General features: G+C 41.2%; 13 protein-coding genes, 1 tRNA gene and 1 pseudogene. 7 read left to right on the top strand and 8 right to left on the bottom strand.

Going from position 1 to position 12,908, the window contains the following annotated elements:
- Positions 1-163 precede the first annotated feature (163 nt).
- Positions 164-655: a DUF4149 domain-containing protein gene (locus tag VFM80_RS03960; protein ID WP_395069769.1), complete on the top strand. Its 492-nt coding sequence runs from the start codon at positions 164-166 to the stop codon at positions 653-655.
- Between the two features lie 510 nt (positions 656-1,165).
- Positions 1,166-1,489: an antibiotic biosynthesis monooxygenase gene (locus VFM80_RS03955; RefSeq protein ID WP_395069767.1), complete on the top strand. Its 324-nt coding sequence runs from the start codon at positions 1,166-1,168 to the stop codon at positions 1,487-1,489.
- A gap of 1 nt (position 1,490) precedes the next feature.
- Here VFM80_RS03955 and VFM80_RS03950 read toward each other — a convergent pair whose 3' ends face one another.
- The 3 genes and pseudogenes from VFM80_RS03950 to VFM80_RS03940 form a co-directional block, all read right to left on the bottom strand.
- Positions 1,491-1,787, bottom strand: a complete 297-nt coding sequence (locus tag VFM80_RS03950; RefSeq protein WP_395069765.1) for a hypothetical protein — start codon at positions 1,785-1,787, stop codon at positions 1,491-1,493.
- A 39-nt stretch (positions 1,788-1,826) separates the two neighbouring features.
- Positions 1,827-2,972, bottom strand: a complete 1,146-nt coding sequence (locus tag VFM80_RS03945) for a multicopper oxidase domain-containing protein (RefSeq protein ID WP_395069763.1) — start codon at positions 2,970-2,972, stop codon at positions 1,827-1,829.
- A gap of 36 nt (positions 2,973-3,008) precedes the next feature.
- Positions 3,009-3,185 (bottom strand): annotated as a pseudogene (locus VFM80_RS03940) (alcohol dehydrogenase); the annotation flags it as partial.
- A gap of 332 nt (positions 3,186-3,517) precedes the next feature.
- On the opposite strand from VFM80_RS03940, the gene VFM80_RS03935 reads away from it, so the two are divergent.
- The gene (locus VFM80_RS03935; RefSeq protein ID WP_395069761.1) at positions 3,518-3,769 is read left to right on the top strand and encodes a hypothetical protein; all 252 of its coding nucleotides are present in this window, start codon (positions 3,518-3,520) and stop codon (positions 3,767-3,769) included.
- A gap of 626 nt (positions 3,770-4,395) precedes the next feature.
- On the opposite strand, the gene VFM80_RS03930 is transcribed toward VFM80_RS03935, so the two are convergent.
- Together VFM80_RS03930 and VFM80_RS03925 are read right to left on the bottom strand one after the other, a co-directional pair.
- The gene (locus VFM80_RS03930; protein WP_395069760.1) at positions 4,396-5,670 is read right to left on the bottom strand and encodes a type II toxin-antitoxin system HipA family toxin; all 1,275 of its coding nucleotides are present in this window, start codon (positions 5,668-5,670) and stop codon (positions 4,396-4,398) included.
- 5 nt (positions 5,671-5,675) lie between these two features.
- Positions 5,676-5,996, bottom strand: a complete 321-nt coding sequence (locus VFM80_RS03925) for a helix-turn-helix domain-containing protein (protein WP_395069758.1) — start codon at positions 5,994-5,996, stop codon at positions 5,676-5,678.
- Positions 5,997-6,227: 231 nt separating this feature from the next.
- Here VFM80_RS03925 and VFM80_RS03920 point away from each other — a divergent pair, with 231 nt between their 5' ends.
- On the top strand, positions 6,228-7,766 hold the full coding sequence (locus VFM80_RS03920; protein WP_395069756.1) for a Fic family protein: 1,539 nt from the start codon (positions 6,228-6,230) through the stop codon (positions 7,764-7,766).
- 467 nt (positions 7,767-8,233) lie between these two features.
- On the opposite strand, the gene VFM80_RS03915 is transcribed toward VFM80_RS03920, so the two are convergent.
- Both VFM80_RS03915 and truA read right to left on the bottom strand, forming a co-directional pair.
- Positions 8,234-8,305, bottom strand: a tRNA-Asn gene (locus VFM80_RS03915).
- An 83-nt stretch (positions 8,306-8,388) separates the two neighbouring features.
- Positions 8,389-9,123 carry a tRNA pseudouridine(38-40) synthase TruA gene (gene truA, locus VFM80_RS03910; protein WP_395069754.1) on the bottom strand — a complete coding sequence of 245 codons (735 nt, stop codon included), beginning with the start codon at positions 9,121-9,123 and terminating at the stop codon, positions 8,389-8,391.
- Positions 9,124-9,643: 520 nt separating this feature from the next.
- Between truA and VFM80_RS03905 the strand changes: the two genes are divergently transcribed.
- Together VFM80_RS03905 and VFM80_RS03900 are read left to right on the top strand one after the other, a co-directional pair.
- Positions 9,644-10,684, top strand: a complete 1,041-nt coding sequence (locus tag VFM80_RS03905) for a GMP reductase (RefSeq protein WP_395069752.1) — start codon at positions 9,644-9,646, stop codon at positions 10,682-10,684.
- Positions 10,685-10,723: 39 nt separating this feature from the next.
- A complete protein-coding gene (locus VFM80_RS03900; RefSeq protein WP_395069750.1) occupies positions 10,724-11,485 on the top strand; it encodes a dimethylarginine dimethylaminohydrolase family protein in 762 nt (253 codons plus the stop codon).
- Positions 11,486-11,496: 11 nt separating this feature from the next.
- Here the strand turns inward: VFM80_RS03900 and VFM80_RS03895 are convergent, their stop codons facing one another.
- Positions 11,497-11,973, bottom strand: coding sequence for a DinB family protein (locus tag VFM80_RS03895; protein WP_395069748.1), 477 nt, complete (start codon positions 11,971-11,973; stop codon positions 11,497-11,499).
- A gap of 244 nt (positions 11,974-12,217) precedes the next feature.
- Between VFM80_RS03895 and VFM80_RS03890 the strand changes: the two genes are divergently transcribed.
- On the top strand, positions 12,218-12,908 hold a 691-nt coding region (locus tag VFM80_RS03890; RefSeq protein ID WP_395069746.1), incomplete at its 3' end, for a penicillin acylase family protein.

Genomic DNA, 12,908 nt, shown 5'->3' with positions numbered 1-12,908 from the left:
CGTTTTGGTGCAAATATTAAGAAATATCGATAGAAAAATATAAATGAAACCATCGATGGAGAACCTTTGAGCGTCCGTAGGTCCTCAAAGCGTCCGGCCGCAACGCTCGCAGGATCTATCGAACGCTGCGAGGATGCTTTTATATAAACTTTGATTTTAACTCATGTACTACATCTCCCTATTCATCCACATTCTGTCTGCTATTTTCTGGATTGGCGGAATGCTTTTTACGGTGATGGTTTTGGTTCCGGCTTCACGCCATAAGATCATAGCGCCAAATCGGGGGACATTCTTTAAGATTATCGGTGAAAAATTCAGCCATATTTCCTGGGTGTTGTTCTTGATCCTGATCATAACCGGAATTACCAATTTGACCACCCGTGGATTTGACTGGCGTTTATTTTTCTCCTTTGATTTCTGGCAAGCAGGATTTGGGTATTTTCTCGGAATCAAACTTATCATTTTCAGTATCGTCCTCATCATCAGCGGACTACATGATTTTTACTTTGGCCCCAAAGCCGCTGAGTTGATGGAATCCAATCCGGATTCAAATCACACACAAACCTTCCGAAAAATCTCAAGCTGGCTGGGGCGCCTTAACCTGGTCTTTGGATTGATGATCTTGTACTTTGCCATCAGAGTAGTTCGGGGATAGCTTTGCGTGTACAATCAGAGTCAATTATCTCTGTGGGGATGCTTAGCTTCTAAGTATGAATTATAAGCCGATTACCATTTCCCTCAAAGCCACCATGTTGATCTTGCCCTTAGGAATTATCGCATGATATTCGGGCAACGCATTTATATTTCCAAGTTTGGGGTCGCAGCCTATTTGATGGCCGCGGACTGGAGATCGAGATTTTTCCTGCGAGAAGTGTTGGCTGGGGAATCTGAAAATAGGGTTTACTTTTAGGCTGGGGGGCTTTAGGGATATTATACTTTTGTCAACCAAGAGGCGGCAGAAAAGCCTTAAACGAATGTTTAAATAGCGCTCAAGGTTTCATCACTCCCCGGAAGTTTGGAGTTAGTCGGGCTTAGGTGACTAAAGTGTTGAATTAAAAAATACTTTTTGACCTAACAATATTCTCACAATTACCCCTAGTTGGTAGCTGCTAAAATTGAACCCCCCAGTATGTGGGATAGACAAAAAGCGCTGTCATAAAAATTTATGATGATTTTTAGAATTTGGAATGGATTGACAACCCATGATAATGCAACTAAATACGAACAACTTTTCTACAAGGAAGTACTTCCAGCTATAGCTGAGAAAGAAGTAGATGGTTACAAAAGTATTCAATTGTTGAGAAAACCTCATGAAAAAGAAGTTGAGTTTATTACTATTATGTATTTTGATTCCTGGGATGCAGTCAAGGAATTTGCAGGAGAAGATTATGAGCATTCCTATGTGCCCGCCAAGGCAAAGAAAGTCCTGAAAAGATACGATGATCACTCACAGCACTACGAAGTTCGAGAACAAAAAGATTATAAATAATTTAGGTTTTAAGCTTCTTGGTTTTTCCGAAAAAAGCCGTTTCATGACTAAAAACATTGGCCGTTTCATGGCTAAAAACATTCACAGTAAATAAGATACAGAGAGCCCCAATTGCGGCATAAAAAGCAGCACCTGCCACGTCTATAATTAGAACGATGCCCATTCCTGCTAAAGACCCGAGTACACCAAAAGCTAAACTGGGAATCATGGTGACGCCCCGATCTTTTGTGATGATTCGGCTCAACCATCCAATGATAATTCCAATAGTAATGTATCCGAGTATTGTCATGAGTGTCATAGCTTGGCTCCGTTTATCATAGATTTCTGGTGATATAGTTTATTCTTGAGGAGGCCCTGCTTTCAGTGTACCTGTAGCTCCTTTTTCAGCATCGGCAAATTCGTGATCAATCAGTGTATATTCGCCTTCCTCGGGTACGATAAAGTCTATTGTTGCTGATCCGGATGCGCCAAGTAGTACTGTTTGCATGCCTCTCATCTCATTAAAAGGGTGCCCATTTAACCACACACGGTCAAATAACGCCCCGATAATGTGAAAGCTCGAAATTCCGCTGGGGCCGTTATTTGAAAAGTGAATTCGCACGCGGTCGCCTTCATTTGCTTCAAGTGGCTGCTCGTGTAAAATGGTTTTATGTCCGTTAAAAACCACCTGGGACGGGTTTTTATTTAGTGCGGCCTCAGAATCATATTGATAAAGATCGCCCGGGCCTTTTGTAAGGTAATATTCAGATTGAACCACCACATATTCGCGGTCAACTTCATAATCAGTTGGGTATCCGTCTTTAGGCGATACAACTACAACACCATGTTGCCCCATCGAAGTATGCATCAGCACACTTGGTGTTCCGCAGTGATAGATATAAGTACCTGGGTAGTTAGCAACCCAATCAAACTTGATGGTTGCCCCGGGTCCAATGGTTCTCCATTTGTCATCTTGTGCCACGGTACCTGCGTGAAAGTCCATGGAGTGAGGCATCGCCATCACCGAAGGTTTTGTTTCCATGTAGTTATTTTCAGCTATCTGTCGAGCATAGTCAGAGGATGGTGTAGCTCCGGGTTCTGTAATGACAACTTCTTCACCAGAGCGGTTCTTCATAGTGAAGGTAATTCGATCACCTTCGCGGACGTGAATAACCGGACCGGGAACCATACCACCAAAAGTCCATGCAAGGTAACGGACGTTATTAGCGACCTCGATTTCCTGGGCAAAGGTGTCCAGTCGAATGTTATGATGCTTGTTTCCTTCATAGTCTAGCGGGGACAGATTGGGCAGCATTGTTATGTACTCCCCCACAACAGGAGGCCCGTCATAGTCATCTCTATAGACCTCTGCTTCAGGCAGGCCAAAGACCATTTCGTCGATGGCGTCTTCAGTTTCAGTAGTTTGTGGCGTAGTTTGCGACTTAGTACAACCTGTCGCTAAGAAAAGTGTAATAAGTATGGTGAATATTTTTAAAGTGTTCATTAGGCGTCCGTATAAAGTAGTTGTAAGACTGCTTTTTTAGTTTCTTTGATTCATTAATATTACCTTCATCGCTTTTTCTTTTGAAGCATTGCCAAAAACTTCATCAGCCTTGAACATTTCATCTAGTTTGAAATGATGTGTAATTAATGATTCGGGTTTAATTTTTCTTGAAATAACCGTTTTAAGCAGCATTGAGGTGGTATTGATGTTTACAAAGTCTTTTATAGTTTTATCAGTATTGGAAGAATTATCATTTGAGGACGTTTTCTTTAGTGTGTTGGCAGTTATTGACATCCTTCTGTGCGATTAAGTGCTGAATGATTATGAAGTCAAGTTGTCCTACTTACTGCCGTAAAGCATTACATAATTATTGTGAAGTGCTGTATATATCACTCAATTATTCTTTGGTGATTCCGAAAAATACATGTTCAAGAGTACAATCGAACAATATCCAGGAATACTACTATGGGTACCTGTTCGTGAAAGGAGTAAGACTTAATGAAAAACTTCTATATTTTAAAGTTAATAGTTAACAGAGAGAGATTATGGAAGACAACAAGTATCAACTCAAGATCAAATTGGACCTGTCGGGTGAATCGGCAAAATATTATAAACTGCAAGAGCGATGGGAAAATGAGGGCGGTTCAACATCAGATCAGCCTATAACAAAGTTGCTGTCGGAAACTGAACCACCATTACAAACCGGAGATTATTTTCAGGTAATCGGTGGCAAAATCGATTTTATTGGTAATGAAATTTTCTACATTGCCGACATCCAAAAAGTGGATATCCAATAATCAGGAAAGAATGGTGAAGCTGAAAACCCGCCTACAAAAATGGAGCAGGTTTTGAGAAAAAATTTTTGAGGTAATTCTTGGAAGCTTTAGGAAGGACTCAGATTACCCGGTGGGGGAGCTATTGGGAATGTTGTACTTTGTTATACCATGGGTAAATAAAAAACCTTAAACGCATGTTTTAATAACGTTTAAGGCTTCAAAGCTCCCCGGATAGGATTCGAACCTACGACCAATTGATTAACAGTCATGCTATAAATCCGCTTATGAACCTTTATAAGTAGATTTTTTAAGTACCTGTACCCACCAATGTACCCACTTTATTGTTCACCGGTGAAATGGTGTCATTTTGGCCTTTCTTAACTTTCTGTGCGTTCATCGGTCTTTCCCCTACCCAAACCTATTCCGATAAATCAGGTTACATTTTAAAGAATAGACGGAATAGTTAAAATAATTCGTGATTCGCGAATTACAAACCGCTGTTTAATACACCTGATGAGTCCTTTTTGGGATTCGTTTAAAAAAATTGGGCTATTTCTTGTATAGATAGTCTTTTTTAGAATAATAAGGCTGTCAAGAATGCTATTTTATTCCGGTTTACTCATATCATTCCACAGAATTATTGTACGCTACTCATTAGTAAATGCCTTAGCCATTTCGTTTTTCTCTCTTCTGCTAATGGAAAGGGAGTCTGAAATGGTTTCCCAACCACGGACTGCTTTTTTTATATCTTTTATAATTGATTTGGCTTTTGGATCATCCATTCTAAAATATGGAGCTACACTACGAGCTAATTCTGTGTTCAATTCATTATTCTGCTCATCAATGTTTAGGTTTAACCCATATCCTTTCGGGTTTGGATTGATATCGTAAGCCGGGCTTAACCGAATTCCTTTTGACGTTAAAATAAAGCCGTGGTTTCTAAGGTGGTCATCCGTATTAGATACACAGACACTAAATACAATTCTTCTCCACAGCTGCTCTAACTCTTGCTCAATGTCATTACCACCTCTCTGGATCAGTAGCTCAACCAGTTCCAGATAACTTACCCCCGCTTGTGCATCTGCTCCATCTTGGTAACCGAGTAAAGTCATGCCAGAGAAAAAATGAATACGATTACCATTTTTGTCTCGATCGAAGCGTTTTGTTAAGAATGTATGGCGGTCAGAATAATACTTTTCCGCTTTGGACTCAGCCATTTTAATTCCACATTTGCAAGCCAATTGATATACAACATACTCCCAAGCGCCTTGATCGACTTCATCCTTACGACTTGGAAATTTAGCAATCCATAGCGAACCATCAGAGGATTTAACATTAGCTTTAGGACGAGCCCCTCCCAATGAAGAGCCGGGAGCAACCAATAGCGATAATTGCTGAAGGTATTCCTGGCTATCAAAACTTTCCTCATCTTCTAAAGCCAGGCTAGCATGTTCAAGCTCTCGAAGTGAAGTAAAAGGCGGGGTAGAATGCCTATCGTCATTGTCTAAAAATGGACCATCCATCTCTGTTTTAAATCTAAGTGCGCCCATCCGGGATTTGTCGTAAACACCAAGCAAATAGTCCGATTCCATTAATCGTTTAGGTGTCCGTTCTTCTACCCTGGCTTTTGCCGCTTCTCGCCTTTCCATTAAAACACGTCCCCACCTATCAGGAGCTGAATCCAAAAACATTCCAAAATTAACCTGATTGTCTGGAACATACTGCGGACCACTATACAATTTTAGATTAGGGTCTATTTGTATAGCCCAATCAGAATCGAGGAATTCACTATCATATTCAAAAGAAAAAATTTCTTTTCCCCGAACCTCTGAAACATTCAGTACCCCCATTAAAACAGGAGTATCCTGTCCTTGCCCATGAGTGAATACATGAATTTGTTTACGGTACTTCTCTCCGCTCATCTTTATCAGTCTCCACTTGACTTAGGTGCTCTTTTCTTTGTGCTGAGTCCGGCATCTTGAATCTTTCTGCCAAGTTCATCATCACCGGCAAGCTGCATGATATCATCATCCAATCCAAGCACTATTAGTACCTGATAGTAATTTCCCATGGCCACACCGGAATCGCCTTTTTCAATACGCCACAAGGTTGACTTCGCTACGTTTGCTCGTTCTGCCACCTGTTCCATGCTAAGTTTTCGTCGGAGACGAGCAAGTTTAAACTGTTCACCAACCTGACTTAAAGCACGTTCATGCTTTGGGAGTAGTATAGGTCTTTTATTATTCATAATATTTCATTTTTGAAACTAAATACAATATAATAGTTTCGTATATGAAATACTATGGCTAATCAAACTATTCAATTTAAAAGAATTGGGGTATTTCTGGTATAGAAAGGATTATACCAAAATAATAACCGATTTCAATAAATAACCCCTATTTATAAACATTTTTTATAAAAAGTAATCGATTTTAACGATATTATTACAAAAGTAAATAATAATCGATATTTGTAAATCATGGCCGAAAGTAATCGATTTGAAGAAAGTATAACCATTTTCAGGAATTACGCCCTTCCAGAAACCGGAATGAAGCTGGCTGGATATAGTGCTCTGATCCATCACTATGAATTAGAAGTCCCTTTACCTGATTTGATATCAGCTATAAGCGACAAGCACAGAAGCTATATAAAAGGTAACTGGCGCGTATTTAAAACAGTACAGGAACCGGCTCCTACCCTTCTTGGTCACCTTACCTTTGCCTTCAGGTATGAGGGAGTAAATCTACTCGTTCTTAAAAAATTGTTTGAGACCGTAGATAAAAAAGAAATTGAAACGATTGTAAATGATCAGCCTACAGGCCGAAACAGCAGACGCATCTGGTTTTTCTATGAGTGGCTTACAAATAAGCGATTAGATGTAGAAGATACCCAGGTTGGCAACTATATTGAGGCACTCGACCCAAGCTTACAATATCCGGGCCCTAAAGAAAGATCCCAGCGACATCGCGTTTGGAACAATCTACCGGGAAATAAAGATTTCTGTCCATTAATACATCGTACGGAAATTCTTGAGCGCTTTAGTGTCGATGAGCTGGAGAAAAAAGTAAAGGATACAATTGGAAAAGTACATCCGGATCTTTTATCACGCGCTGCGGCTTTTCTGTTACTAAAAGATTCTAAAGCTTCATACGCGATTGAAGGAGAAACACCTCCCGAAAACCGAGCCCAGCGCTGGGGCAAAGCAATCGGACAGGCTGGACAAAAAGATCTCACAGAAGACGAACTACTGCGTTTACAAGAAATTGTAATTGAAGACAGACGATTTGTGGAAATGGGCTGGCGTACAGAGGGAGGGTTTGTTGGTGTTCATGACCGTGTGAGTAAGTTACCCGTTCCTGATCATATCTCTGCCAGATGGCAAGATATACCTCAGCTCATAGGAGGACTATTAAAGGCCAATAAGTCTCTAATTGACAGTGAATATGATCCTGTTTTTGCGGCTACTCTTATAGCCTTTGGTTTTGTTTTTATCCACCCTTTTGCTGATGGGAACGGGCGTGTGCACCGGTATATCTTTCATCATGTGTTGGCTAAGAAAGATTTTTCACCTAAAGGACTCATTTTCCCGGTCTCCGCTGTGATTTTAGATCGGATTGATGAGTACAAAAAAGTGTTAGAATCGTTCTCGAAACCACGCCTTGACTTCATTAAGTGGAAGTCAACTCCGGATGGTAATGTTGAAGTTCTAAATGAAACCATCGACTTATACCGCTACTATGATGCCACCAAGCAGGCAGAATTTCTTTACCAATGTGTAGAGGAAACGGTATTAAAAATACTACCGGAAGAAGTGCAGTACCTTGAGCGTCATGACAAAATGAGAAATTTCATACAGGAACATTTTGATATGCCGGACAAAACCATAGAGAATCTTATTGGTTTTCTGCGACAGAATAATGGTCTTCTATCCAACAGGGCAAGGAACAAAGAGTTTGCAAGTCTTACCAGTGATGAGGTTGAGATGCTCGAAGAGGCTTATACTGAGATTTTTGGTTAAAAGTATCAGGGGATGCCCAATCAATGAAGGGTTGTTTAGCTCGGATATTGAGAGCCGCTCGATTTATTAAATGCATAGGTTTGTTGATTGTGTATTTGGTTTGCTGATTAAATATACCACTTCAATAAATTTTGATATTCACTAATTACGGAAAGTGAAGATATTAGACATTTGACAGGCAAGTCCTAGTATTATGTGAGATTGAGATCGAGGCTTAAAATCGAAATTTATGAGCGTACTTTTTTACTGATTCAAAAGTCTTGTGGTAAAGGAATTAATTTTGAAACCCGCGCACAAAAATGTAGCATGTTTGAGAAAAAATTTTTTAGCCAATTTTGACAAGTTTTCAGAAGAGCTCAGATTACCCGGTTGGGGAGCTATCGGGAGTGTTATACCTTTGTTGTACCCACTTAAAAGCAAAAAAGCCTTAAACGCATATTTAAATAACGTTTAAGGCTTGCACAATGCTCCCCGGGTAGGATTCGAACCTACGACCAATTGATTAACAGTCAACTGCTCTGCCACTGAGCTACCGAGGAATGTAGTAGTTCGTTTCAGTAAAAACCCCGTTGAAGGGGCGACAAATATAACCACATTAACCAACTACTTTCAACACCTTTCTTCACTTTTTATAGAAAACTTTCTCGAGTACTAATCCCCGTGCAGGAGCGGTAAAGGTGGGAATTTTTGAATTGGGATTTTCAAGGGCTTCCTTAAACTGCTCCATCGTCATTTTTCCCTGTGCTACACGAACCATTGTCCCGGCCAAACGGCGTACCATATTCCGTAAAAATCGGTTTGCCTGAATTCTGTATTTAATGATCTCCCCTTCTACCTCAAACTCTGATCGCTGGATCTCACAAAGAGTAGTGAAATTATCTTCATTGAACTTGGAGAACCCCGCAAAGTCAAATTCCCCCTGAAGTAAAGCAGCACATTTGTGAAGAACTTCAATATCTACCGGCTGTTTTAAAGTCCATGAAAAATGTCGTTGGAGTGGCATTGTTCGCCGGGTGATGGTGTATTCATAGGCCCTTCCAATTGCATCAAATCTTGCATGAAATTCGGGATCTACTTCTTCATATTTAACAACCTGAATTTGATTCCCCGCTAATCCATTCACTCCTAAAAGTAATTTTTCCATATCAATGCCTTCGGACAGATCTACGTGCGCTACTTGTCCGCGTGCATGAACACCGGCATCAGTTCGCCCCTGTCCGATCAGATCAACCGGCTCCTGCAGGACCGTGGAGAACGCATCTTCCAGGGCTTGCTCTACGGTAACGTCCTTAGGCTGAATTTGCCAACCGCTGAAATGGGTGCCGTCGTATTCTATGGTGAGTTTGTATCGGGGCATTAATTTTTTTGTTTGAAGATACAGAACCCTAAAGGTTTTAACAGGCCAATCTTCTGAAATAAATATGATGAAGCATTGAAGCGAAGCCGACAATACCGTGATTTTAAGTTTATTGATATGCGATTAACTGATTAGCGAATGATCGATTTTTGAAGTGGTGGTGGTAGTTGTAGTGAAGACAGTGGAGCCCATGGCGACCACACCCCACGAAAAAAATTCAGGAACAGCTGAATTTTTTGATCTCCCACTCAAGGGGAGAATCTTCGTTGTTAAATTCGGGATAGTTGTTAATGAGAACTCAATAAATTAAAACTACTCCGGAAATTCCTCCCTTGAGGGAGGTGCCAAAATTTAGCTCGCTAAATTTCGCGGAGGGTGTTGTCAGCAGGGCTGGAATATTTCAACCCACCATTCACAAATAACAATCAATGAATTATATCTTCAAATTTGATAGCATTTTTTGCACATTGGGGAAGAACAATTCAACATTCAAAATTCCTCATTTAACATTCCCCACCCCATGCGTATAGAATTAGACATCAAACTTGGTTTCAAAAACGTAATGATCCGCCCTAAACGCTCGACCCTGAAATCGAGGGCCAATGTTTCGTTGGAGCGTACCTTTAAATTTCTTCATGCTGAAAAGAACTGGACAGGGGTTCCCATCATGGCAGCGAACATGGATACCACCGGGACTTTTGAAATGGCAAAGGCTTTGGCAGAACACAAAATATTCACTGCCATTCATAAACATTACTCTATGGAAGAATGGAAAGAATTTTTCCAATCAACTAATGATGACATCACAGAATATATCGCTGTAAGTACGGGAACCGGAAAATCCGATATGGCCAAATTGGAAAAACTGATGAAGGAATTTCCTCAGCTCCGTTTTATATGTATTGATGTAGCCAATGGCTATTCTGAACACTTCGTTGAATTCGTGAAAAAAGTCCGAGGAAAATATCCCACTCAGGTGATCATGGCCGGAAATGTAGTAACCGGTGAAATGGTGGAAGAATTACTGCTTGCAGGGGCCGACATCATCAAAGTAGGAATTGGGCCGGGATCGGTTTGTACTACAAGACTAAAAACAGGAGTCGGTTTTCCGCAACTGTCTGCCATCATAGAATGTGCCGATGCGGCGCACGGCCTGGGCGGACAGATCATCTCTGATGGAGGATGCAAGTCGCCGGGAGATGTTGCCAAAGCCTTTGGCGGCGGAGCTGATTTTGTGATGCTTGGCGGCATGTTCTCAGGTCATGATGAGAGTGGCGGTGAGCTTGTGGAAGAAGATGGCGAAAAGTTCAAGCTTTTCTACGGAATGAGTTCTGAAACGGCTATGGATAAATATTTTGGTGGAGTGGCGGAGTATCGTGCATCTGAAGGTAAAACAGTGAAAGTGCCATACCGCGGACCTGTGGAAGATACCGTGCAGGATATTCTTGGCGGCGTTCGCTCCACCTGTACCTATGTTGGCGCAAAAAAGCTGAAAGAACTCACAAAAAGAACCACGTTCATCCGGGTTCAGGAACAACTCAATGAGATGTTCGAAGAATAAAAAATATAAATATTTCAATAAGTCTCAGATCACAAACCTATGTTCAATAATGCGATCGTTCGAAAGCCTTGTCCCAATATGGTCGAAGGCCTCACAGAAGCCAATCTTGGCAAGCCTGACTATCATAAGGCCTTACTGCAGCACGCCCGTTATATAGAAGTGCTCAGGCAACTTGGTTTAAAAATTGATGTGCTTGAGGCCGACAACCGCTTTCCGGATTCTGTTTTTGTGGAAGACGTAGCAGTATGCACTCCTCATTGTGCCGTGATCACAAATCCGGGGGCTCCGTCGCGTAATAAAGAAACTACCCTCATAATGGATATCATTCACAAACATTATGAACAGATCGAGCAAATAAAGTCGCCCGGTACGCTGGAAGGTGGAGATGTAATGGCCATCAGCTCTGAATATTTTATAGGCCTCTCCGATCGCACGAATGAAGACGGCGCCCAACAATTGATCGATATTTTAGAACGATACAATTTATCAGGTCACATGGTTGACCTGAGTGATGTGTTACATCTCAAAACGGGAGTTTCTTACCTGGAGAACAATAACTTGCTGGTTTACGGTGAGCTTAAAGGAAAGAGCATTTTTGATTCATTCAACAAAATTGAAGTACCTGATGATGAAGCCTATGGCGCAAGTTGTCTCTGGATCAATGGCACCGTTTTGGTTCCGGCAGGTTTTCCAAAAACTAAGAAGAAGGTTGAAGATGCCGGTTACGAGATCATAGAACTGGAAATGACAGAGTTTGAAAAACTAGATGGAGGCATGAGTTGCCTCTCCCTTCGATTTTAATTCTTTTGATCTTACTTATTCAATAAGCGATAAATAATCGCCAGCTGACCGGTATGGTAAGCATTGTGCTGAAGCACCAAAAGTGCTTCTCTGAGTAGTGTTTGTCCGTCCCCGTGTTCAAAAGGCTTATTGAGCGGATTATTCTCGTCCAGGATCAGATTCATCATTTCATCCCGCTCTTTCAAAAATGCTTTCTTCAGCTCTTCCCACTCCTTTTCACTTTTCGGGCCTTGCTCTAACGGCCAATACTTTTCAGGCCATTCCCTCGGTTCATATTCCGGATTTCGGGTGAAGTCGAGGATATCGAATTGCCCCACACGAATATGAAAAAACTGCTCATAAAAGGAATAGGGCAATCCTTCAGGACGTTTTCCCAAATCCTCATAATCAATTTCTTCTAACAGCTCTTCGATCTTGAGATGGGCCTGCCCGCCTTCCAATTGCTGAATAATTTGTTCGCGTGTTATTCGGTGTGAATTTACTTCCATGATGATCTTTTGATTGTAGGGTCTCCTTCATAAATACATGATAGGCAGGAATCATTCATTGTCGTTGTTTTTTCTACGGGAGGATATGAATATCCTCGTTTTTGTAAAGAATTACCTTACATACACACGGCTAACCGATTAACGAATTCTACAAATCACCAAACTATTTTCATAAAATTAGACGTTTATCTACCCTGCAGATTGTTTAATTTCCGATGCCAATTTTCATTCACGCGTTTCCACTATGAACACTTTTACAAAGCTTCTGATATTCTTCTTTATCCTGATACTCGGTTTTGCGGGCTTGGCTATTTATTGGACCTTCTATAAGCCACTTCCGGATTATGATGCTTCTATCACCTTGAACGGGATCTCTGAAAGTGTGGATATCCATTGGGATGAATTCGGAGTTCCTCATATCTATGCCGGCAATGAACAGGATCTGTATTATGCATTAGGATATGTACATGCGCAGGATCGGCTTTGGCAAATGACACTCACTCAAATTGCTGCTGAAGGTCGTTTTGCTGAATTTTTTGGGAATGATGAAGAACTGATCAGTCTTGATAAATACCAGCGGACTCTGGGTTTTTGGAAGACCGCTCAACAGCTGGTGGACACCCTTGGTCAAGATGAAAGAAGAGTATTGGCTGCTTATTCAAACGGGGTGAATGCTTTTATTGATAATAACTCGAACCGGCTTCCGGTTGAATTCTCCTTAGCTGAAATTGAACCGATCCGATGGAGTTCAGCCCGCTCCCTTGCCATAAGCCGACTCATGGCATGGGAATTGAATATGAGCTGGTGGAGTGAGATCACTTATAATTATCTCAAAGAAAGTCTTCCTGAAGATCAATTTGAAGCCCTGCAGCTACGCTATTCTAATAACGCTCCTGCTTTACTCAGTGATTCGGTGTCGTCGGGACTTGGGACTT

It is taken from the genome of Gracilimonas sp., assembly GCF_035704785.1.
In the GTDB taxonomy this organism is placed as follows: domain Bacteria; phylum Bacteroidota; class Rhodothermia; order Balneolales; family Balneolaceae; genus Gracilimonas.
Note: the sequence above shows the minus strand (reverse complement) of the source record. Positions and strands in the feature narration are given on the sequence as shown.

What these genes read in the sequence shown, in the direction of transcription:
- VFM80_RS03960 (WP_395069769.1), top strand. Translation starts at nt 164, where the DNA reads ATGTACTACATCTCCCTATTCATCCACATTCTGTCTGCTATTTTCTGG.
- VFM80_RS03955 (WP_395069767.1), top strand. Translation starts at nt 1,166, where the DNA reads ATGATGATTTTTAGAATTTGGAATGGATTGACAACCCATGATAATGCA.
- VFM80_RS03950 (WP_395069765.1), bottom strand. Translation starts at nt 1,787, where the DNA reads ATGACACTCATGACAATACTCGGATACATTACTATTGGAATTATCATT.
- VFM80_RS03945 (WP_395069763.1), bottom strand. Translation starts at nt 2,972, where the DNA reads ATGAACACTTTAAAAATATTCACCATACTTATTACACTTTTCTTAGCG.
- VFM80_RS03935 (WP_395069761.1), top strand. Translation starts at nt 3,518, where the DNA reads ATGGAAGACAACAAGTATCAACTCAAGATCAAATTGGACCTGTCGGGT.
- VFM80_RS03930 (WP_395069760.1), bottom strand. Translation starts at nt 5,670, where the DNA reads ATGAGCGGAGAGAAGTACCGTAAACAAATTCATGTATTCACTCATGGG.
- VFM80_RS03925 (WP_395069758.1), bottom strand. Translation starts at nt 5,996, where the DNA reads ATGAATAATAAAAGACCTATACTACTCCCAAAGCATGAACGTGCTTTA.
- VFM80_RS03920 (WP_395069756.1), top strand. Translation starts at nt 6,228, where the DNA reads ATGGCCGAAAGTAATCGATTTGAAGAAAGTATAACCATTTTCAGGAAT.
- truA (WP_395069754.1), bottom strand. Translation starts at nt 9,123, where the DNA reads ATGCCCCGATACAAACTCACCATAGAATACGACGGCACCCATTTCAGC.
- VFM80_RS03905 (WP_395069752.1), top strand. Translation starts at nt 9,644, where the DNA reads ATGCGTATAGAATTAGACATCAAACTTGGTTTCAAAAACGTAATGATC.
- VFM80_RS03900 (WP_395069750.1), top strand. Translation starts at nt 10,724, where the DNA reads ATGTTCAATAATGCGATCGTTCGAAAGCCTTGTCCCAATATGGTCGAA.
- VFM80_RS03895 (WP_395069748.1), bottom strand. Translation starts at nt 11,973, where the DNA reads ATGGAAGTAAATTCACACCGAATAACACGCGAACAAATTATTCAGCAA.